Annotated in this window: 17 protein-coding genes, 1 other RNA gene and 1 pseudogene; 8 read left to right on the top strand and 11 right to left on the bottom strand. The window is 66.3% G+C overall.

Annotated elements, in window-relative coordinates; translation table 11 throughout:
• The 3 genes from recR to dnaX all read right to left on the bottom strand — a co-directional run bounded on the left by recR (position 1) and on the right by dnaX (position 2912).
• Complete coding sequence (gene recR / locus ASC98_RS18510; RefSeq protein WP_056814415.1) at positions 1 to 588, bottom strand: recombination mediator RecR; 588 nt, start codon at positions 586 to 588, stop codon at positions 1 to 3.
• Positions 589 to 676: 88 nt separating this feature from the next.
• Positions 677 to 1003 (bottom strand): YbaB/EbfC family nucleoid-associated protein, encoded by a 327-nt coding sequence (locus ASC98_RS18505; RefSeq protein ID WP_056814413.1) that lies wholly within the window; start codon positions 1001 to 1003, stop codon positions 677 to 679.
• Between the two features lie 19 nt (positions 1004 to 1022).
• A complete protein-coding gene (dnaX, locus tag ASC98_RS18500; protein WP_056814409.1) occupies positions 1023 to 2912 on the bottom strand; it encodes a DNA polymerase III subunit gamma/tau in 1890 nt (629 codons plus the stop codon).
• A 119-nt stretch (positions 2913 to 3031) separates the two neighbouring features.
• Here dnaX and ASC98_RS18495 point away from each other — a divergent pair, with 119 nt between their 5' ends.
• Together ASC98_RS18495 and ffs are read left to right on the top strand one after the other, a co-directional pair.
• Entirely contained in the window at positions 3032 to 4153 is a 1122-nt protein-coding gene (locus tag ASC98_RS18495; protein ID WP_056814406.1) for an AIR synthase-related protein, read from the top strand.
• A gap of 33 nt (positions 4154 to 4186) precedes the next feature.
• Positions 4187 to 4284: signal recognition particle sRNA small type (ffs, locus tag ASC98_RS29595), an RNA gene on the top strand.
• A 150-nt stretch (positions 4285 to 4434) separates the two neighbouring features.
• On the opposite strand, the pseudogene ASC98_RS31760 reads toward ffs, so the two are convergent.
• Both ASC98_RS31760 and ASC98_RS31125 read right to left on the bottom strand, forming a co-directional pair.
• Positions 4435 to 4752: pseudogene (locus ASC98_RS31760) on the bottom strand (EamA family transporter); the annotation flags it as partial.
• Entirely contained in the window at positions 4746 to 4886 is a 141-nt protein-coding gene (locus tag ASC98_RS31125; RefSeq protein WP_157605025.1) for a hypothetical protein, read from the bottom strand. The pseudogene ASC98_RS31760 and the gene ASC98_RS31125, both read right to left, overlap by 7 nt.
• An 81-nt stretch (positions 4887 to 4967) precedes the next feature.
• Here ASC98_RS31125 and ASC98_RS18485 point away from each other — a divergent pair, with 81 nt between their 5' ends.
• The 4 genes from ASC98_RS18485 (at position 4968) to ASC98_RS18470 (ending at position 9810) form a co-directional block, all read left to right on the top strand.
• Positions 4968 to 5918 (top strand): chromate resistance protein ChrB domain-containing protein, encoded by a 951-nt coding sequence (locus ASC98_RS18485; RefSeq protein WP_056814400.1) that lies wholly within the window; start codon positions 4968 to 4970, stop codon positions 5916 to 5918.
• The gene (gene chrA / locus ASC98_RS18480; RefSeq protein ID WP_056814396.1) at positions 5908 to 7275 is read left to right on the top strand and encodes a chromate efflux transporter; all 1368 of its coding nucleotides are present in this window, start codon (positions 5908 to 5910) and stop codon (positions 7273 to 7275) included. The genes ASC98_RS18485 and chrA overlap by 11 nt, the downstream gene beginning before the upstream one ends.
• A gap of 9 nt (positions 7276 to 7284) precedes the next feature.
• Positions 7285 to 8199 carry a Fe-Mn family superoxide dismutase gene (locus tag ASC98_RS18475; RefSeq protein ID WP_056814393.1) on the top strand — a complete coding sequence of 305 codons (915 nt, stop codon included), beginning with the start codon at positions 7285 to 7287 and terminating at the stop codon, positions 8197 to 8199.
• Between the two features lie 195 nt (positions 8200 to 8394).
• Complete coding sequence (locus ASC98_RS18470) at positions 8395 to 9810, top strand: hypothetical protein (RefSeq protein ID WP_056814390.1); 1416 nt, start codon at positions 8395 to 8397, stop codon at positions 9808 to 9810.
• Between the two features lie 21 nt (positions 9811 to 9831).
• On the opposite strand, the gene ASC98_RS18465 is transcribed toward ASC98_RS18470, so the two are convergent.
• The gene (locus ASC98_RS18465; RefSeq protein ID WP_157597740.1) at positions 9832 to 10185 is read right to left on the bottom strand and encodes a hypothetical protein; all 354 of its coding nucleotides are present in this window, start codon (positions 10183 to 10185) and stop codon (positions 9832 to 9834) included.
• Entirely contained in the window at positions 10182 to 10958 is a 777-nt protein-coding gene (locus ASC98_RS18460) for a hypothetical protein (protein WP_056814384.1), read from the bottom strand. Before ASC98_RS18460 ends, ASC98_RS18465 begins: the two co-directional genes overlap by 4 nt.
• A gap of 184 nt (positions 10959 to 11142) precedes the next feature.
• Between ASC98_RS18460 and ASC98_RS18455 the strand changes: the two genes are divergently transcribed.
• On the top strand, positions 11143 to 11865 hold the full coding sequence (locus ASC98_RS18455; protein ID WP_056814381.1) for a hypothetical protein: 723 nt from the start codon (positions 11143 to 11145) through the stop codon (positions 11863 to 11865).
• A gap of 54 nt (positions 11866 to 11919) precedes the next feature.
• On the opposite strand, the gene ASC98_RS18450 is transcribed toward ASC98_RS18455, so the two are convergent.
• Both ASC98_RS18450 and ASC98_RS18445 read right to left on the bottom strand, forming a co-directional pair.
• A complete protein-coding gene (locus tag ASC98_RS18450) occupies positions 11920 to 15150 on the bottom strand; it encodes a glycoside hydrolase family 3 N-terminal domain-containing protein (RefSeq protein ID WP_082541670.1) in 3231 nt (1076 codons plus the stop codon).
• A gap of 146 nt (positions 15151 to 15296) precedes the next feature.
• On the bottom strand, positions 15297 to 16223 hold the full coding sequence (locus tag ASC98_RS18445) for an alpha/beta fold hydrolase (protein WP_200952967.1): 927 nt from the start codon (positions 16221 to 16223) through the stop codon (positions 15297 to 15299).
• Positions 16224 to 16337: 114 nt separating this feature from the next.
• Here ASC98_RS18445 and ASC98_RS18440 point away from each other — a divergent pair, with 114 nt between their 5' ends.
• Positions 16338 to 17261 (top strand): LysR family transcriptional regulator, encoded by a 924-nt coding sequence (locus ASC98_RS18440; RefSeq protein ID WP_056814375.1) that lies wholly within the window; start codon positions 16338 to 16340, stop codon positions 17259 to 17261.
• A gap of 23 nt (positions 17262 to 17284) precedes the next feature.
• Here the strand turns inward: ASC98_RS18440 and ASC98_RS18435 are convergent, their stop codons facing one another.
• The gene (locus tag ASC98_RS18435; protein WP_056814373.1) at positions 17285 to 17536 is read right to left on the bottom strand and encodes a hypothetical protein; all 252 of its coding nucleotides are present in this window, start codon (positions 17534 to 17536) and stop codon (positions 17285 to 17287) included.
• A gap of 180 nt (positions 17537 to 17716) precedes the next feature.
• A complete protein-coding gene (locus ASC98_RS18430; protein WP_082541669.1) occupies positions 17717 to 19123 on the bottom strand; it encodes a protein kinase in 1407 nt (468 codons plus the stop codon).
• Between the last annotated feature and the right edge of the window lie 204 nt (positions 19124 to 19327).

Raw genomic sequence — 19327 nt, 5'->3', positions numbered from 1 at the left:
CTATCGCCGATCGCTCAGCGCATGCGCGATCGTGCCCAGGTCGACGTATTCGAGTTCGCTGCCGATCGGCACGCCACGCGCCAGCCGCGTCACGCGCAATCCACGTGATTTGAGCGTCTCGCCGATCACGTGCGCGGTGGCTTCGCCTTCGGCGGTGAAGTTGGTCGCGACGATCACTTCCTCGACCGACCCATCGCCCGCGCGCTCGATCAACTGCGCGAGGCCGATGTCGCGTGCGCCGACGCCGTCGAGCGGGCTCAGCCGCCCCATCAGCACGAAGTACAGCCCCTTGTAGCTGCCGGTGCGCTCGAGCGCCGCCTGGTCGGCCGGCGTCTCGACGACGCACAGCAGCCGCGCATCGCGCCGCTCATCGGCGCAGGTGCTGCAGACCGGGCCTTCGGTGAAGGTGTGGCAGCGCTCGCAGTGGCGCACATTCGCCATCGCCCGTTGCAGCGATGCCGCGATGCGCGCCGCGCCGTCGCGGTCGTGCTGCAGCAGGTGGAAGGCCATGCGCTGCGCAGACTTCTGCCCGACGCCGGGCAGCCGGCGCAGCGCTTCGATCAGTCCGTCGAGTGCAGGTTCGGCCATCACGCCCGCCGCCGGGCCGCCCCAAGGCGGGCGAGCCCCCTCGGGGGGTGGAGAAGCGGCGCAGCCGCAAGCCTGGGGGTCAACATTCCTAGAAGGGGAACTTCATGCCCGGGGGCAGCGGCATGCCGGCGGTCAGCTTGCCCATCTTCTCGGCCGACACCTCTTCGGCACGGCGGATGCCGTCGTTGAAGGCGGCGGCGACCAGGTCTTCGAGCATGTCCTTGTCGTCGGCCAGCAGGCTCGGGTCGATCGCGATGCGCTTCACGTCGTGCTTGCAGGTCATCGTGACCTTCACCAGGCCGGCGCCGGACTGGCCTTCGACCTCGATGTGCGCGAGCTCGTCCTGCGCCTTCTTCAGGTTGTCCTGCATCGCCTGGGCCTGCTTCATCAGACCGGCGAGTTGGTTCTTCATCATGGTGTGGGGTCCTCGTGTTTCAGTGGGGTTTGACCGAGCCGGGCACGATGCGCGCCGTCTTGAACTGCTGCATCAGGGCCTGCACCAGCGGGTCGTTGTGGATGATCTGTTCGGCTTCGGCCTGGCGGCGCGCGCGCTCGGCGGCGGCGCGCAAGGCCGGCGAATCGGTCGGCACGCCGGGTTCGACCTCGATGCGCACCGGCCGGCCGAGCTGCGTGGCCAATGCGGCCTGCAGCTTGTTGCGCTGCACGTCGGCGCGCAGCGTCTCGCGCTCGACGCGCAGGCGCCAGACCTGCTCGGCGCCCTGCTCGTCGACCGCGATGCACTGGCCTTGCAGCGCGAGTTCGCGCACCAGCGCGCCGATGGCGTTGGCCTGCACCATCTGCACGACGGTGTCGTTCCAGCGGTCGCCGAGCGGCGTGCGGTCGAAGCCCGGTACCGGCGACGCGGCCATCGGCACCGGAACGGGCGCGGACGGCGCGCTGCGCGCACGCGGCTCGTCGTCGGGCTCGGGCATCGGGGCCGACGACCCGGCGGGATCGTCGTCGAAGGGCACATCGAGCCACGGCGGCGGCTCGCTGTCTCGAACCTCGGGGCGCGCTGCCGGGCGTGCCTGCACCGGCGCTGGCGCGGCAGGCGGCCTTGCAACGGATGACGGGACCGGCGGCGCAGCCATGGGCCGCGCAGGCGGTGCCGCGACGATCGGCGGCGGACGCCGCACAGGCGCCGCGGCCGCTGCCGCCGGCACCGCGGCCGCGCTGCTGCGGCCGCTGACCATCGCCGGCGCTTCGCGGCGCGGGGCCGGCGTGCCGCCCGGCTTGAAGGCCAGCAGGCGCAGCAACACCATCACGAGGCCGCTGTATTCGTCGGGCGCCAGGCCCAGCTCGGCGCGGCCATGCAGCACGATGCTGTACAGCAGCTGCGTCTCGTCGGGCGCCAGCAGCCCGGCCAGGCGCTGCACGGCCGGCGTGTCGGGATCGCTCTCGTCGGCGGCGCCCGGCACCGCCTGCAGCACCGCCATCTGCTGCAGCAGCGTCGCGATCTCTTCGAGCGTGCCGCTGCACGACAGGCCGAGCGAGCGCAGCCCGTCGACCGTGGCGACCACCTCGGCGCCGTCGCCGGCGGCCAGCGCCTCGACCAGCCGCACCGCATGGCTGCGGTCGACCGCGCCGAGCATCTGGCGCACTCCGGCCTCGAGCAGCGCGCCGGCGCCGAACGCGATGGCCTGGTCGGTGAGCGACAGCGCATCGCGCATCGAGCCGCGGGCGGCACGCGCCAGCAGGCGCAGCGCGCCGGGCTCGGCTTCGATCTGCTCGGCGTTCAGCACCGTCGCGAGGTGTTCCTGCACCGTCTGCGGCGCCATCGGCCGAAGGTTGAACTGCAGGCAGCGCGACAACACGGTCGGCGGCACCTTCTGCGGATCGGTCGTCGCGAGGACGAACTTCAGGTAATCGGGCGGTTCCTCGAGCGTCTTCAGCATCGCGTTGAACGCGGTGTTCGACAGCATGTGGACTTCGTCGATCATGTAGACCTTGAAGCGGCCGACCACCGGCTTGTAGACGGCCTGGTCGAGCAGCTGCGAGATCTCTTCGACGCCGCGATTGGAGGCCGCATCGAGCTCGACGTAGTCGACGAAGCGGCCGCTGTCGATGTCGCGGCAGGCATCGCAGACGCCGCAGGGGTGGGCGGTGATGGTGCCCTGCCCGTCGGCACCGGTGCAGTTGAGCGATTTGGCGAGGATGCGCGAGACGGTGGTCTTGCCGACGCCGCGCGTGCCGGTGAACAGGTAGGCGTGGTGCAGGCGTTGCTGCGTCAGCGCGTTGGCCAGCGCCTGCACGACGTGCTCCTGGCCGACGAGGCCTTCGAAGTCACGCGGGCGGTATTTGCGGGCCAGGACGAGGTAAGACATCGGGGCATTCTACGGGGGCCTGACAGCCCCGGCCGGGGGTCGGACGAGTGCGGGCCGGTGGTATCCGATAATCGCGGTTTCGGCCCTGCGGCCGACCCGCGACCGACCTTGCTGCCCCGATGAAATCCACCCCTGCTTCCCCCGACACGCTCAGCTACGAACAGGCCGGCGTCAACTACGACCTGATCGACCCGCTGAAGGTGGCCGCCCAGCGCGCCGCGAAGGCGACCGGCGCCCACCTGGCCGCCCACGGGTTCACCGAGGTCGAGGCCTCGCGCGGCGAATCGGCCTATGTGGTCGACGTCGGGCCGTTCTATCTGGCATCGATCGTCGAATGCCTGGGCTCGAAGGCGCTGGTGGCCGACGAGATGAAGGCGCTGACCGGCAAGAGCTACTACGCCGGCATTGCGCAGGACACGATCGCGATGGCGATCAACGACCTGATCACCGTCGGCGCGACGCCGCTGGTGGTGCAGGCCTACTGGGCCGCGGGCGGCTCCGACTGGTTCTCCGACGCGCAGCGCGCGCAGGCGCTGGTGGAAGGCTGGAAGGCCGCGTGCGACACCTGCCAGGTGGCCTGGGGCGGCGGCGAGACGCCGGCGCTGGCCGGCATCGTGGCCGAAGGCCGCATCGACCTGGCGGCGAGCTGCACCGGGCTGATCAACCCCAAGGAACGGCTGTCGGTCGGCGACAAGCTGGCGCCGGGCGATGCGATCGTGCTGCTGGCGTCGAGCGGCATCCATGCGAACGGGCTGAGCCTGGCGCGCAAGCTGGTGGAGCGGCTGCCGCAGGGTTACCTGACGGAAGTGTCGCCGGGGCTGAGCTACGGCGAGGCGCTGCTGGCCCCGACGGTGCTGTATTCGCCGGTGACCGAGGCGCTGTACAAGGCCGGCATCCAGCCGCACTACTGCGCCAACATCACCGGCCACGGCTGGCGCAAGCTGCTGCGGCACCCGGCGACGCACACGTACCGCATCCACAGCGTGCCCGAGGTGACGCCGGTGCTGAAGTTCATCCAGCAGCATGCGAAGCAGGACGACCAGGAGGCGTACAGCACGCTGAACATGGGCGCGGGCTTCGCGATCTTCGTGAAGGCGGAAGATGCGCAGCGCACGGTGGAGGTGGCCGAGGCCGCAGGCGTGAAGGCGATGGTGGCGGGCGCGGTCGAAGCCGGGCCGAAGCGGCTGCTGATCGAGCCGCTGAACATCGAGTTCGGCGACGATTCTTTGCAGCTGCGCTGAGAAGGCCATTCCCCGTCGCCTACAATCCGCCGCGACGGGCCTCCCCGCATGGAAGCACGGCCAACCGGGTCAGGTCGGGAACGAAGCAGCCCTAACTGTCGCGACCAGTGCCGGGGGTAAGGCTCGTCACCCTCCCCATCCCCAAAGCCAGTCTCCACGCGGGTTCCTGCAGGAATGCGAGTCTGCGGCGGTTCCGTGTGTCAGTGTCGCAAGCGCAGCATGCTCGCCATGGCGCGCATCGGCGCAAACCTGCATCGCCGCTTCCCGGCGTCGCACGGAGCTCAGTGCGAATGCCCGTGCCGGTGGTGGATGTCAGGAAAGTGCGCGTGCCTGTGCGACAGAACGCCATGCCGATGTGGGTGCACATGCGGCTCGCTCCCGTCCCACGGAAAGTCATGCTCGTGCTCATGGTGCGCGTCGTGTCGATGCGGATGCGCGTGCTCGAGCGGCTCATGCGTGTGTTCGTGTTCGTGCCGTTCGCGAACATGCAGCCAGACGCCGACACCCATCAGCGCTGACGCTGCCCAGAACGATGCGGACGGAGGCTCCGGCCAAAGCACCAGCGAAATGACGACGCCGAACAGTGGCGCTATCAAGAAGCTCTTACGTAGAGAAGCCCTGCCAGCAACAACGGCTGCATGTTCCCGATCAGCACCTTGGCGAACGGCGTGCTGGCGCCGAACAGCAAGGCTGCGGCCAGGGCGGGCAAGGCGGAGCGGAGGGACACGGGCATCAGTGGAGCACATCTGCGAGGGCCAGGACGTCCAGCGAAACAGTCCTTGTAGCAATCATCGCCATGTGTGATATTTGCTTCATGATCAATTGGCTGATCCTGACCGCGACACTTCCGACCAAGCCCAGCGCTTTGCGCGTCAGGGTCTGGCGCGCCCTGAAGGCCACGGGCGCCGGCACGCTGCGCGAGGGCGTCTACATCCTTCCGGAACACGCGTCGACCGCGCAGGCGCTGTGGGACCTGGAACGAACGATCTCCGGGGCAGGCGCCGAGGCCCACATGCTGGTGGTGCCGGCCCGTGACGAGGCACAAGACAAGGCGTTCCGCGGCTTGTTCGACCGGTCGGACCTCTACGCAGAGCTGCTCCAGTCGATCAAGGAGGATCGCGGCAGCATCAAGAGGGCAACGGAGGCAGAACTGCACAGGGGCCTGCGGACGCTGGAACAGCAGCTGCAGACCATCCAGGCTGGCGATTTCTTTGCCGGCACCGGCAGCCGGAAGGCCGCCGACGCCCTCACCGCATTGCGGCGCGAGGTCGAACTGCACTTGTCGCCCGACGAACCGGCGCCGACGCAGGCAGCGGTTGCATCGCGTCTCATCGTCGACTACCAGGGCCGCACCTGGGCGACCCGCAAGCGGCCATGGGTCGACCGCCTCGCGACGGCCTGGCTCGTGCAGCGCTTCATTGACCGATCGCCCACATTCACCTGGCTGGCCAACACGAAGAAGTGCCCGAAGACCGCCCTCGGGTACGACTTCGACGGCGCGACCTTCACCCACGTGGGCGACAAAGTGACCTTCGAGGTGGTTGCCGAGAGTTTCGGCCTGATGGCGGATCCAGCCGTTCGGCGTTTCGCCGGGCTCGTCCACTGCATCGACATCGGCGGCACTGCCGTCGACGAGGCCGCGGGCGTCGAGATGCTCGTGCGTGGCCTGCAGGCCACGCACGACACCGACGACGCGCTGCTTGCCGCAGCGATACCGTTGTTCAACGCCATGCATGCAGCCATGCAGGAGTCCCATGACCGCTGAAGCCCCGACGCTGCAGGCGCCCGAGCCACCGACTCGCGCCCAGGCCTTCTCCTACTGGTTCAAGCTGGGCCTCATCAGTTTCGGCGGGCCCGCCGGGCAGATCGCCCTGATGCACGAGGAACTCGTCGAGCGACGGCGTTGGATATCGGAAAGCCGATTCCTCCACGCGCTGAACTACTGCATGCTGTTGCCCGGCCCCGAAGCGCAGCAGCTGGCGACCTACCTCGGATGGCTGATGCACCGCACCGTCGGCGGCATCGTGGCGGGCGGCCTCTTCGTGTTGCCGTCCCTGTTCATTCTCATCGCGCTGTCCTGGGTCTACATGGCCTTCGGCAATGTGCCGGTCATCGCTGGCCTCTTCTATGGCATCAAGCCTGCCGTCACGGCGCTGGTCGTCCATGCCGCGTACCGGGTGGGATTGCGTGCGCTGAAGAATCGCTGGCTGTGGGGCATTGCCGCGGCGGCGTTCATTGCCATCTTTGCCGCGAGGGTTCCCTTTCCGATCATCGTCCTGGCTGCGGGTCTCGTCGGCTACGTCGGCGGCAGGTACGCGCCCGACAAGTTCAAGGCCGGGGGTGGCCATGGCAAGGCCGCCGCGGGGTTCGGCCCGGCACTCATCGACGACGACACGCCCACGCCCCACCACGCGCTGTTCACCTGGGCGCGGTTTCGCAGGGTGCTGGTCGGCTTCCTGGCCCTGTGGGCCGCGGCGATCGGCGCCCTCACCGTGGCCTTCGGGTGGGACGCGGTGCTCACGCAGATGGCCTGGTTCTTCACCAAGGCAGCACTGCTGACGTTCGGGGGCGCGTACGCGGTGCTGCCGTATGTCTACCAGGGCGCGGTCGACACCTTCCACTGGCTCACGCCGACGCAGATGATCGACGGGCTGGCCCTGGGCGAGACGACCCCCGGGCCGCTCATCATGGTGGTGTCCTTCGTCGGCTTTGTCGGTGGCTGGACCGGGGCCATCTTCGGCACCGACTCGCTGCTGCTTTCCGGCGCGGTGGCTGCGGTCGTGGTGACCTTCTTCACCTTCTTGCCGTCGTTCTTCTTCATCCTGCTGGGGGCGCCGTTCATCGAGTCGACACACGGCAACCTGAAGTTCACGGCGCCGTTGACCGGCATCACCGCCGCCGTCGTCGGCGTCATCGTGAACCTGGCGGTCTTCTTCGCGTACCACGTGCTGTGGCCCCACGGACTTGCCGGGCCCTTCGAGTGGCCTTCGGCAGTCATCGGCCTCGCTGCGGCCGTGGCGCTGTTCCGCTTCAAGCTTGGCGTCATTCCGGTCGTGCTGGGGTCGGGCATCGGCGGCCTGGCCTACCGCCTGGCGCATGCCGCCATGTTCACCACCGTCTGAGGAATCAACATGGATTCAAGAATTCAAGAGCTGTGCTTCGATCCCTCGGCCTTGCGCGGCATTTCCGAGAAGCTGCTGCGCAGCCATCATCAGAACAACTATGGCGGCGCGGTCAAACGCCTGAACGCCATCCGCTCGCAACTGTTCGATCTGCCGTTCGCGTCGGCACCGGGTTACCAGGTCAACGGCCTGAAGCGCGAGGAACTCGCCGCAGCCAACTCGATGCTGCTGCACGAGTTGTATTTCGGCTGCCTCGGCGGCGACGGCCACGCGATGACGCCGGCGATGGCCCTGGCGCTCGACGCGAACTTCGGCAGCGTCGCTCGCTGGCGCGAAGAGTTCGTGGCGATGGGCAAGGCCCAGGGCGGGGGTTCCGGTTGGGTGTTGCTCGCCTTCCAGCCGCGCGACGGGACGCTCGTCAACCAATGGGCGGCCGACCACCTGCACGCGCTCGCGGGCGCCATCCCCATCCTCGCGCTCGACATGTACGAGCACTCGTACCACATGGACTTCGGTGCGAACGCCGCGGCCTATGTCGACGCGTTCATGGACAACATCAACTGGACGCCCGTGTACGAGCGATATCAGTTCGCAGTGCATGGCGCGAGCGAGCCGTTCGGCGCCTGCCTGGACGACGCGGCCGGCGCCGTGTTGATGGACGTGCGGCGCGCCGGGGTGTTCGAGCAAGCTGACGCGCTGCTTCCCGGTGCCCGCTGGAGAGATCCCGCGAAAGTCGCCACGTGGGCAGGCGAACTGCCTGCCGACCGCGAGGTCATCGTCTACTGCGTCTACGGTCATGAGGTGGGACGCTCGACGGCGATGAGGCTTCGTGCAGCCGGTCTGAAGGCGCGCTTTCTGCGTGGCGGCATCGACGCATGGAAGGCGTCGGGAAGGGAGCTTCAACCCAAGGAGACGGCATCCTGAAGTGGCTCGCCCGCGAGCGCCCCGAGATCGATCGCATGGAAATCCGGGCTGCGAAGGTCGAGCTAGGATTTCCGCCCACCCCGAATCAGCCCAGCGCTGATTCCCCCAGGCTCCCTTCACTGGTCTGATCCCCATCACGCCAGCCCAACAGCCAGCAGTACCGCCAAGGGCGGCACCCACCACCAGGGAGCCCCCATGCGAATCACCCACCGACTGCTCGCCGCCGCCATCGCGGCATTCACGCTGGCCCCCGCCCAGGCCCAGGTCCGCGCCTTCCCCGCCAACCTGCAATACCCCAACGGCGCCTGCTCGCTCTCCCCGAAGGAACTGAGCCACTGGTTCGCCTCCGGCCGCATCACCAAGGGCGGGCTCGTCACCTTCGCCAACAGCATCGGCTTCCCGCAGCAGAACACCACCTGCGACTTCTACAAGTGGGCGCACCAGATGTTCCTGTGGATCTCGTCGCCGGCCGCGGGCGGCATCGTGCTGGAGTCACCCACCTTCTTCGACATCAACTTCGACAACTCGGGCGGTCACTACATTCCCAACGCGGCAGGCGTCGTGCGCCACAGCTTCGCGGTGCGCGGCACCAAGCCGCAAAGCATCCAGCCGGGCGGCCAGGCCGGGGGCGGCGACACCGTGCTGTCGATGAACGGCTCGCTGGTCTACTTCGGCGTGCACGCGAACGACGTCTACGCCTGGTTCAACACCGCGGTGTCGAACAAGGCCATCCCGACGACCGCGCCCTTCCCCAACACGCAGTCCGGGCTCGCATCGGTGGTGAGCTACGCATCGAGCCAGGGCGCTTCGCTGCCCGATGCCAACGCCCTCGGCCTGGAGCTGAAGACCGCCTGGGTCGATGCCGCCACCGTGCCCAACGCGGCCGACTACGTCACCATCGACGCCACCGTGCCCAACTACGTGAAGACGAGCAGCACGCTGTGGACGATCAACAAGCAGTCGCCCACGGTCGCGAAGACGCTGGCGCTGGTCGGCATCCACATCGTCGGCGCGGTGCAGGGCCACCCCGAGATGGTCTGGGCCACCTTCGAGCACCGCAACAACGCGCCGGACAATTCCTTCTACTTCAACACCCTCTTCGGCAGCACGGTGCAGGTGCCGTACAACTCGACCGGCACCTGGTCCTTCATGACCAGCGGCGGCTCGCAGAGTGGCGCGCTGGTGCCGCAGATGACGATCGATCCGGCCACCGGCAACGTCGTCGCGACCAATGGCAACTCGATCCGCCAGAACAACGTCTACCGCGTCAACCCATGGGGCAACGCACCCACCGCAGCCTCGGCCGTCAACAACAGCCAGCTGATCTCGCTGAACCTCGACATCGACGTGATGCTCGGCCTGGTGGGCGACGTGCGCGGCAACTACACGCAGATCGGCGCGGTGTGGACCAGCGACGGCTCCATCCCCTCCGGCCCGACCTCGCCGGCACTGCGCGGCTCGCTGCTGCTGGCCAACACCACGATGGAGACCTACCACCAGGTGGTGATCCCGAACAAGTCGGCGTCGATGGGCTGCTTCGGCTGCCATTCGTCGACCACCAGCACCGGCACCAGCCACCTGTTCCCGATCAACCCGCTGCCCACCAAGTGACAGAACTGTCACGCCGCCGCATCAGCACACGAACACGAAACCGCCGAAGAAAATCGCGAGTCCCCCGGTCCAGACAGCCAGCATCGCAGCCACACCCAACAGCAGCGCGGGAAGCCGGTGCCGGAGTTTCCAGCCGCGCGTGCGCTTGACCACGAGGTACATCAGCGCAACGCCAGCCACCAGCGCCAGCAGCAGCAAGCTCCAACCGACCGCCATGAACCCGTCGGACTTCTTGCCGAATTCGGGTGGGCACTGCCTGGTGGCAAACGCCGGCGCCATGACGCTCATCGCGACAATGCCGATGACGAGCCTGGAAATGCCGGCCCACGGCGCAGCGACCATATCAGGCGGAAGCGGATTCGAAGCGCCCTTCATCGTGATCGCCTTCTGCTCGGCGTGAGCAGCGTCACCAGCAGAGGCAACAGCGCCAACGTGAACAGCGTGCACAAGCAGGCGACCCAGAGCGGATACCCGTCCGGGTTGCCCAAGGCGAAGTACTTGAGCGCCGCGTAGCCCAGGGCCAGCATCATCAGCAACGTGATGCCGGGCAGCAGAGCGCGGAACACGAATGCCATGCCGAAGGCCGCCACGCCGGCCATCGGACGCCCCATGGCGTACCAGACCGCGGCCCACAGACAGTAGCCGAGCATGAACAGCATGACGCTCGCCCCAAGCCACAACCCGACGCTGCGGGCACTGAGCTCGGCGGCCACCCGATCCCCCGGTGCGTACACCACCGTCACCTGTGCCCCCTCGACCGGGATCTCGCTCGATGCCACCGAGCTGGGCAACTCCACCGGCTCACCATCGGGACCGACGAACCGCACGTGGGCGGTGTGCATCAAGCGCTGCCGGACGACGGTGCGGTCCCGGGAGTCCTTCTCCTGATAGTCACGGTATTCGGAGGTGTACCCCACCACCGTCGCGCTGTACCTCGGTTTGGTCGCAAGGGAGTAAAGCGCCTGGCCGGCCCAATAGCTGAAGGGCACGAACAAGGCAATCACCGCAAAGAGGATGACCACCACCAGCACGTTGGTTCCTGTCCCGGGCCGTATGCGCCGCGAGACGCCCCGCCCCAGCCAGATCGCAGCCCCGAGAAAGACCGCGCTGCTGGCAAGCAGGATCTGGCCCGCAGCCGTCAGCGCCATGGGCCTGCCTCCGAAGCGGATGCATGCAAGGCAGCAGTGAAAGGGGTGCCGGTATCGGCGGGATGCGCGTGGTCAGTCATGGTCGCGCAGTCTACGGTCGCGGTGCAGCGAACCAGCGCCTGCTCAACGCTGAATTGCAATGGCAGCGCCACTTATCATGCGTTCTTTTTTCAGGCGCCCCTTCATGTCTTCAACTGCATCCACCGCGTCATCCCTGGTGCGCACCGGCGCCAAAGCGGGTGTGGCGTTTGCCAGCTCTGTCGCCATGGGCGGTTTGATGGCATTGCTGCTGGGTGGCGGCGTGTTCTTCTTCTACCTGAGCCGGCTGTCGGGCCCGGGCATGCCCGCCGGGGCGCATGCGGGCGGCGCCGGTGCCATCCTCGCCTTGCTGTTCTCACCGTCGTTGCTGGTCGGCATGCTGCTGCTGGCCTTCGTGCCGATCTACCTGATGCTGGGCGTGGCACGTGGCCGCAGCCGCGCCATCCAGCAGGTCGTGGCAGGCCATGGAGAGGCCCTGTCGCAACGCCTGACGGACGCGATTGCCGGACGCATCGAAGCCATGCCGCGGACCAAAGGCGCGCTGGAAAAAGTGTCGGAGGCGGTGTCCGCCGATGCCATCAGTCAGCAGCTGGCGCCGGTGCTGGGCCAGGGCCGGGCTGTGCGCGGCATGGTCAAGTTCGCGGTGAACCGCCTGCCGCTGGCCGACCTGATGGCGCAATGGCAGCAGGGCCGCGCGACCGAAGCGGCCGTCGAACCCGGAGCACCTGACCCAGCCTTGCGCGCCCTGCTCGGGCAGCGCATCGACCAGACGCTGAAGCAGGCCGCCACGCCTTCGCGCACCCCGCTCTACGTGGCAATGGCCGCCCAGGCGGCCCTGCTGGCAGTGGGCCTGTGGCTGACGCGGTAGCCGGAGCTCGGCAGCTGGCCGCGAGCCCGGTGCACGCGCCCATCGAGACCCATCTCACTGCACCAGCTTCACGTTCCTCACCTTGAAGCTCACGCCCTGCTGGTCGTCCCACACCGGGAAGATCCCGAACGGCACGGTGATGTTGTCGAGCGTGAAGCACGGTGCGTTCTTCACCGCGATCACGTCCGCCACGTTCAGCGTGACCGCGTGGAAGGCGCCATCGGCCGGCGGCTTCATCGCGTCGGGGATCAGGTAGTCGACATTGCGGCAGCCGTCGCCGGGGCTCTCCATCTTGATCGCCAATCCCTTGGTGTTGGTCCCGTAGCTGCTGACCGCCAGCTCGAACTGCAGCGTGCCGCCGGCATAGCCGCTCAGGTTCAGCCCGCTGCCGGTGAAGTAGAACGTGCCGTTGCCGCCGTCGGCCGCGAACTGCAGGTCGGCCTCGCCGTTCGCCACGCTCGCCACCACGTGCGTCGGTGTCGACGTGTACATGCCGGTCGCCAGGCCGGCGCGCAGCCCCTCCGTGCCCAGCAGCGTCGCGCTGGTGCCCGGCAGCGGCTCGATGGTCTGCGGCGGCGGGGGTGCCAGCTCGGCGCAGGTGTGCGTGTCGGCATCGCCGCTCGCATTCACCAGCCAGCGGATGTTCGCAAAGCTCGCGCTGAACGGCTTGTCGGTCTGCACCAGGAACGCGGTGTCGATCGCCGAGAAATCCGCGCCGGCATCTGCAAAGCACGACAGCGGGATCTTCACCGTCGCCTTCGTGCCCAGCGGCAGCGCCGCCAGCACCGCGGTGCCGTCGAGCTCGCCGCGGCATGGGTAGCCGCAATCGATGCGGATCTTCACGCTGCCCTGCGGCGCCTGGTCGACCACGACGTCGAAGGCCAGCACCGCCTTCGCATCGGGGTGCACATAGCTCTCCAGGTTCTGCGGGTTGCGCACGCTGGTGCTGGCCGGGTCCGACGCGATCGCCTTGAACTCGCCGAGGCCGGTCCAGGTCAGCTTCTTGCCGTCCTGCTGCACGTTGACCTGCGCGGTCTGCAGCGTCAGCGTGCCGTCTTGCGTGACCACGGTCGCGTTCAGGTCGGCGCCGACCGGGATCATCCAGTTCGGCGACGAGCCGATGAACAGCGGGAAGGTCGAGTCCTCGACGAGGTTGAACACCTCCAGCGGCTCGGTCGCGGCCGGACCGGTGTTGGCGCCCTGCCCGCAGCCGAGCGTCGGCGTGGTCTCGTCCAGCGTGTTTCCCAGCGGCGTGCCCGCCGCCGCATAGCCCAGGCCGTAGCCGTAAGCGAACAGCGGTGCATAGGTCGCGTCTCCGCGGTTCAGCACCGTCTGGCAGGCCTCCTTCGGCCACGAGAACGACAGCCGCCCCTGGAAGTCGAAGTTCACCGAACCATCGGCCTTGCGGAACAGCACGTCGGCCACGCCCTTGCCTTCAGTGCCCGGCAACCAGGCCGCGACGAACGCATCGCTGCGGTTCAGCTCCTTGTTGACCCACAGCGGCCGGCCGCTCATCAGCACCGTCACCACCGGCACGCCCTTGCCCTTCACCGCCTCCAGCACCGCCAGGTCGGCCGGGTAGCGCCTGGCGTGTTCCAGCGTGCCGGTCTTGCCGATGTCGCCGGCGCCTTCGGCATACGGCGTTTCGCCGATCACCGCGATCACCGCCTTGTAGTCGGCCACGTTGACGTTGGCTGCATCGACCGAGAAGGTCACATTGCCATCGCCCGCCGCCTCGCGGATCCCGGCCAGCACGGTGTCGCCGTTCGGGAAATCGGCGTTCGTGTTCGACGTGCCCTGCCAGGTCAGCGACCAGCCGCCCGTCTGGTTCGACATGCTGTCGGCGCTGCGGCCCACCACCAGCAGCTTCTCGCCGCGCTTCAGCGGCAGCACGCCACCATCGTTCTTCAGCAAGACCAGCGATTTGCGGGCCGCCTCGCGCGCCAGTTCGCGGTGTTGCAATGCGGCCGGGTCGCCGGCGCCAGGGCGCAGCGAAGGCCTGGTCGAGACCGTCGCGCCGCCCTCCAGCGTCATCAGCCCGGAGCGCAGCTTCACGCGCAGGATGCGCGTCACCGCGTCGTCGATGCGGGCCATCGGGATCTCACCGGCGTTCACCGACGCGATGGTGTTGTCGATGAAGGCCTTCCAGTCGTCCGGCACCATGATCAGGTCCATGCCGGCGTTGATCGACGGCGGGCACGACGAGTTGGTGCAGGTCTTCGTCACGCCGTTGGCGTCGGTGTACTTCACCTGGCCGATGCCGTTCCAGTCGGAGACGATCAGGCCGTCGAAGCCCATCTTCGTCTTCAACACGTCGGTCAGCAGGTACTTGTTGCCATGCATCTTCGCGTTGGCGAAGTCCAGCGCCAGGCCGTCCTTCGTGGTGCCCTGGAAGGTCCAGCTGTTGAACGAGGCCATCACGGTCTGCGCACCCGCCGCCAGCGAGGTGTAGTAGCCCGCGCCGTGGATGTTGATCATCTCGGCCAGCGTCGCCTTGTTCTCGCCCTGGTCCTTGCCGAGGTCGGTGCCGCCGTCGCCCATGAAGTGCTTGGCGGTGGCCACCACGGTCGGCCGGCCCGAGGCCGCGAAGCTGCCCTGCAGCCCGGTGGTGTAGCGCCCGCCGTAGCTGGCGACGATGGCCGGATCTTCGGAAAAGCCTTCGTAGGTGCGGCCCCAGCGGTCGTCGCGCACCACCGCGAGCGTCGGTGCGAAGGTCCAGTCGATGCCGGTCGCGTGGACCTGCATCGCGACGGCTTCGCCGATGCGCTCGATCAGTTCCGGGTCGTTCGCCGCACCCAGTCCGATGTTCTGCGGAAACAGCGTGGCGCCATGGACGTTGCCGTGGCCATGCACCGCATCGGTCCCCCAGATCACCGGGATCTTGACGGCCAGGTCGGTGTCCATCGACGCCTGCCAGTAGGCATCGGCCAGCGCGAGCCAGTCGGCCACGCTCGCATCCTTCTTGTTGCCGGGCCAGGCGCCGCCGCCGTTCAGCACCGAGCCGATGCAGTACTGCCGCACCTCGTCGGGCGTGATGCTGCGGATGTCGGGCTGCGTCATCTGCCCGACCTTCTGTGCCAGCGTCATGTTGGCGACCAGGCCCTTGATCTGCGCTTCCTGCGAAGCGTCCTGCGGGATCGCGCTGTGAATCGCGGGCCAGTCGTCCAGTGGCTTGTTCTCAGGGGGAGACGGCGGCGGTGCGGGCGGTGCATCGTCGTCACCACCACCGCAACCGCTCAGGCCGAGCGTGAGCGCCGTCAGCCCCATCGTGAGCCACCGTTTCATCTTGTCGTCTCCTTGATATGTCTCTTGTATGCAGGGAATGGAACCGTTTCCATTTCAATGCTGCGCGGACTCTAGGAGATCTTGACGACATATTTCACTAGGTTAAATACTCATTACGGCGGGCATGGCCGTTGCCCGCCACGAGCTCACTTGCTGATGAAGTCGCGCACCAGCTTGCCCGTTGCGGAGGGGTTCTCTTCCATGATCCAGTGGCCTGAGCCGGGGACGACGCCTTCGGTGACGTCCTCGGCGCCGGCGCGCATCACGGCGGCCATCTGCAGCCCGAACGATTTCTCGCCGCCCAGCGCCAGCAGCGGCATCTTCAACCGGTTGTTGGCAACGAACGCGCGGTTGTCGACGGCATCCTGGTCGAACGCGGCGAACTGCGCAAAGCCGGAATGCATCGCACCGGGGCGTGCATAGAGCTTCGCGTAGTGCTGGCGCGCGGTCTCGCTGAAGCGCGCGGGCGTGGCCGAGAACTCGTTCCAGAAGCGATCGAGGTAGATCCGTTCGCGACCGGCGACGAGGCGCTCCATGTCCGGCCCGCCGAAGCGGAAGTGCCACAGCAGCGGGTTCTTCAGGATCTCTTCCCACGGGCCGACACCGGGCACCGGCGCGTCGATCAGCACCAGGCGACGCACCTGCTCCGGGTGCTGTGCCGCGAACTGGAAGGCGACCATGTTGCCGATGTCGTGCGCGACGACGTCGGCCTGTTGCACGCCGTAGGCCGCCAGCACGCCGCTGACGTCGCCGGCCTGCGTCTTCTTGTCGAAGCCGCCTGCCGGCTTGGACGACAGCCCGAGGCCACGCAGGTCCGGCACGATCACCGTGTGGTCGCGCGCCAGGTCTGCCGCGAGCGGTACCCACATGTCGCCGGTCTCGCCGTAGCCGTGCAGCAGCACGACGGCTGGGCCCTTGCCGCCGGAGCGGACGTGGATGGTCGCGCCGTTCGTCGTGACCTCGCGGGTCGAGAACGTCGCCGGGTACTTGAGGGCCTGGGATTGGGCCGAGGCCGATGCGGGAACGGCCATCAGCGTGAGGGATGCCAGGGCAAGGGAAAGCAGGGTTCGCATGGTGATCTCCGTGGGGTGGATGAGGAACAGCTGTCGCCAGTGTCTTGAAACCGGCTTGAACCGACTAGCCGGAAACGGACGCAATCAGCTTCAACCATCGGTTTAAGATCGGACATGACCTACCTGCAGCACCTGGTGTCGTTCGTTCACACGGCGGAGCACGGCAGCTTCTCGGCCGCGGCGCGGGTGCTGGGGTTGACGCCCGCCGGCGTCAGCAAGAACGTGGCGCGGCTCGAAGCCGATCTCGGCGCGCGGCTCTTCCACCGCAGCACGCGCCGGCTGGCGCTGACCGAAAGCGGCGAGCGCTTCCTGCAGCAGGTGAACGACCCGCTGACGTCGCTTCAAGCGGCCATCTCCAGCGTTCAGCGCGGCGATGAAGCGCCGGCCGGCACGTTGAAGGTCAGCATGGGGCAGGCGTTCGGGCGGCACTTCCTGGTGCCGCTGCTGGGAGACTTCCTCGCGCGGTATCCGGCGGTGCTGCCGGACTGGCATTTCGACAACCGGCAGGTCGACATCGTCGGCGAGGGCTTCGATGCGGCGATCGGCGGCGGCTTCGAACTGGCGCCCGGCGTGGTGGCGCGCGAACTGGCGCCGGTTCACATTGTCGCGGTCGCTTCGCCGGGCTACCTGGGCGGGCGACAGGCGCCACGCACGCCGGAGGACCTGGCCGCGTTCGACGGCATCATGCGGCGCTCGTCACCGACCGGCCGGGTGCGGCCATGGACGCTACGGACGAAGCGCCATGCCGAGCAGGCGGTGCCTTGCAAACCGCGGCTGATCTTCAGCGACCCGGAGGCGATTGCCGAGGCCGCCAAGTTGGGACTCGGCGTCGCGCTGCTGCCGATGCCGTTCGCCTTTGCGCCGATCGCCAGCGGGGAGCTCGTGCGGCTGCTGCCGGGGTGGTACAGCGACGCGGGCCCGCTGTCGCTGTACTACCCGAGCCGCAGCCAACTGCCGGCAAAGACGCGGGCGTTCGTCGATTTCGTGACGGAGCGGTTTCGCGCGGCGGAGTTTGCGAAGCTGGTCGACGGGCGCTGACGCGGTCGCGCGCCCCTGCACCGTCAGCCGTGCGGGTCTTCGCCCTTCGAGCGCGACTTGCCGATCTCCTCGGCTTTCTGCATTTCCTGCTGCTCGCGGGGCGACTTCGGGTGCGCGTTGCGCGCCGCGTCCTCGACCTTGCCGGACTTGACGAACTCGCGGGTCTTCTCGTCGTAGTGGCGACCGGCTTCGTAGTCGCCTTCGCCTTGGACTTGGGTCAGGTCGGCTTGGGGTGACGGCTTGCTCGTTTGTACCGGCTTCTGCTGCTTGCTCATGGAAGGCTCCTTCGTCAACGTGAATGAAAGGTAGCCGTGCCGGATTGCATGTCACCTCGGTGCCTTGCGCAATCTTCCGTCGTCAGATCCCGCGCCATGCAGTAGGACACCTCTGACCCATGTTGCCCAGGATTCAGCGCAACGCGTGGCAACCATCAATTGGATTCATCGGAAACCCGCTCAGGCTTTGAGCCGTTTCCCAATCATCGTCTGATGATTTCGCAGAGGCCTCCTCCTTTGCGCTTCACCAGACCAAACTGTGCCAGTGGATATACGGTGAAGGCGAGCCTTCCCTTCCTTCTCTTTTCCGGCCACCAGAGAAAACAAGGAACTCTCAAGCACCTTCTCTATTGTGATCCTCTCCTTCGGATCAGGGTTCAACATGGAATTTATCAGCACCTCTGCGTCTTGCCTCACGTCATCCGTCAAGCAATCGAACAAGGCCGAATTCAAAGCACCAGCTCTATGCCCCCCGATTTCAGCTTCAATATCTGTACCAAACGGTGTCCCATCTCGATCGAATGGATTTGTGCCAAGCAAAAGCTCGCAGAACATGATCCCCAGCGACCACACATCGACTGCGGGGGTGATGGTAAATTTCTGCGGATGTTTCCAATCCAACACTTCGTTCTCGGCAAGCACGATTTCAGGCGCCTTGAGTCTCGGATTGTCACGGAGCCTATGTCCTTTAATCAAATCCTCCGTCGTCAATTTGGCGAGCTCCAGATCCGTGACGCAAGTCTTGCCGTTGCCGTAGAGAATGTTCTCCCATTTCATGTCGTTATGAACGATGCCCTGATCGCTCAGAGGACGAACCGACCGAACGGCCATCTGACACAAGAGGATTTTGTCTTTCAGGTACGCCTGCTTGATCTCCTTCGTGCGGGTTTCCCGCAGCCGGTGCGTTCCGAGTGACATCAGAAGCCCTCGGGCGCCGACCCGGGAAAGCTCTCTCGCTTCCTGCCGTTGCAGTTTCTCAATGAGTTTGGAACAGTCGGGCCCGTCCATGTACGGCATGACAACGTACAGATCCTTGCCGCTGATCCCGACCTGCTGGAAAGTGACGATATGGGTGCCGGTCTTCCGGTTTTCGTGCAAACCCCGAATCAATCCGATCTCATTTCGTGCACGTGTTCCATCCGGCATTTTTTTCAGGACATATTTTTTTCCATTCGAGCCGATAATCAACTTGAGTTCGTTGGAGGCAGCAGAAAATCCACCCCCGTCACTGAAGGAAAATTCCTTCAAGCCGAATTTTATTCCATTGCCTGTAAACCGGACCTTTTGAAAAGAAGAAATTCCATATCTTGGGGGATCGACTAAATCTGCGTGCTTCTGAGCTTGAATCCTCTGCGCCTCACGAATCATTGGCTCTGTCTTCGCACGGATTTCAGTAATTTGACCTGCGACAGATCCGGTGGCCGGATATTCAATATTTATTATATTACTGATGTATTCCTTCGCTTTGGAGCTGGCCAGCTTGTGCAATAATCCAGGCCTGAATATTCGTCGCTCGATCGAGTTGCTTTTGCGATCAACAAGATAAAGCACTTTTATATGTTGCGTGCCATTGATCTGCACGCTCATGACATCCAACTTCTGGTTTGGCTTTCGCTGCCTCAAAAGACGGTTAAGAGACTCTGCAAGCACAGCCTCAGAAATTGCCTCGCCGGCGCGTTGACGCTTGAGAAGTGCGCAATCGAAATACGTTCGACGTTGCCCTGCCGTCTGCTTTCCGCTGATCTGAGTAAGCTTGCTATGTACTGGGTCAGGCTGCACTTTTAACCTCAA

The sequence above is a fragment of the Rhizobacter sp. Root1238 genome (genome assembly GCF_001425825.1).
GTDB lineage: Bacteria > Pseudomonadota > Gammaproteobacteria > Burkholderiales > Burkholderiaceae_C > Rhizobacter.
This window is presented reverse-complemented; position numbering and strand designations above follow the sequence as displayed.

Bases quoted from the DNA above. Each gene is read 5' to 3' on its own strand.
- recR (WP_056814415.1), bottom strand. From the start codon at position 588: ATGGCCGAACCTGCACTCGACGGACTGATCGAAGCGCTGCGCCGGCTG.
- ASC98_RS18505 (WP_056814413.1), bottom strand. From the start codon at position 1,003: ATGATGAAGAACCAACTCGCCGGTCTGATGAAGCAGGCCCAGGCGATG.
- dnaX (WP_056814409.1), bottom strand. From the start codon at position 2,912: ATGTCTTACCTCGTCCTGGCCCGCAAATACCGCCCGCGTGACTTCGAA.
- ASC98_RS18495 (WP_056814406.1), top strand. From the start codon at position 3,032: ATGAAATCCACCCCTGCTTCCCCCGACACGCTCAGCTACGAACAGGCC.
- ASC98_RS31125 (WP_157605025.1), bottom strand. From the start codon at position 4,886: ATGCCCGTGTCCCTCCGCTCCGCCTTGCCCGCCCTGGCCGCAGCCTTG.
- ASC98_RS18485 (WP_056814400.1), top strand. From the start codon at position 4,968: ATGATCAATTGGCTGATCCTGACCGCGACACTTCCGACCAAGCCCAGC.
- chrA (WP_056814396.1), top strand. From the start codon at position 5,908: ATGACCGCTGAAGCCCCGACGCTGCAGGCGCCCGAGCCACCGACTCGC.
- ASC98_RS18475 (WP_056814393.1), top strand. From the start codon at position 7,285: ATGGATTCAAGAATTCAAGAGCTGTGCTTCGATCCCTCGGCCTTGCGC.
- ASC98_RS18470 (WP_056814390.1), top strand. From the start codon at position 8,395: ATGCGAATCACCCACCGACTGCTCGCCGCCGCCATCGCGGCATTCACG.
- ASC98_RS18465 (WP_157597740.1), bottom strand. From the start codon at position 10,185: ATGAAGGGCGCTTCGAATCCGCTTCCGCCTGATATGGTCGCTGCGCCG.
- ASC98_RS18460 (WP_056814384.1), bottom strand. From the start codon at position 10,958: ATGGCGCTGACGGCTGCGGGCCAGATCCTGCTTGCCAGCAGCGCGGTC.
- ASC98_RS18455 (WP_056814381.1), top strand. From the start codon at position 11,143: ATGTCTTCAACTGCATCCACCGCGTCATCCCTGGTGCGCACCGGCGCC.
- ASC98_RS18450 (WP_082541670.1), bottom strand. From the start codon at position 15,150: ATGAAACGGTGGCTCACGATGGGGCTGACGGCGCTCACGCTCGGCCTG.
- ASC98_RS18445 (WP_200952967.1), bottom strand. From the start codon at position 16,223: ATGCGAACCCTGCTTTCCCTTGCCCTGGCATCCCTCACGCTGATGGCC.
- ASC98_RS18440 (WP_056814375.1), top strand. From the start codon at position 16,338: ATGACCTACCTGCAGCACCTGGTGTCGTTCGTTCACACGGCGGAGCAC.
- ASC98_RS18435 (WP_056814373.1), bottom strand. From the start codon at position 17,536: ATGAGCAAGCAGCAGAAGCCGGTACAAACGAGCAAGCCGTCACCCCAA.
- ASC98_RS18430 (WP_082541669.1), bottom strand. From the start codon at position 19,123: ATGAGCGTGCAGATCAATGGCACGCAACATATAAAAGTGCTTTATCTT.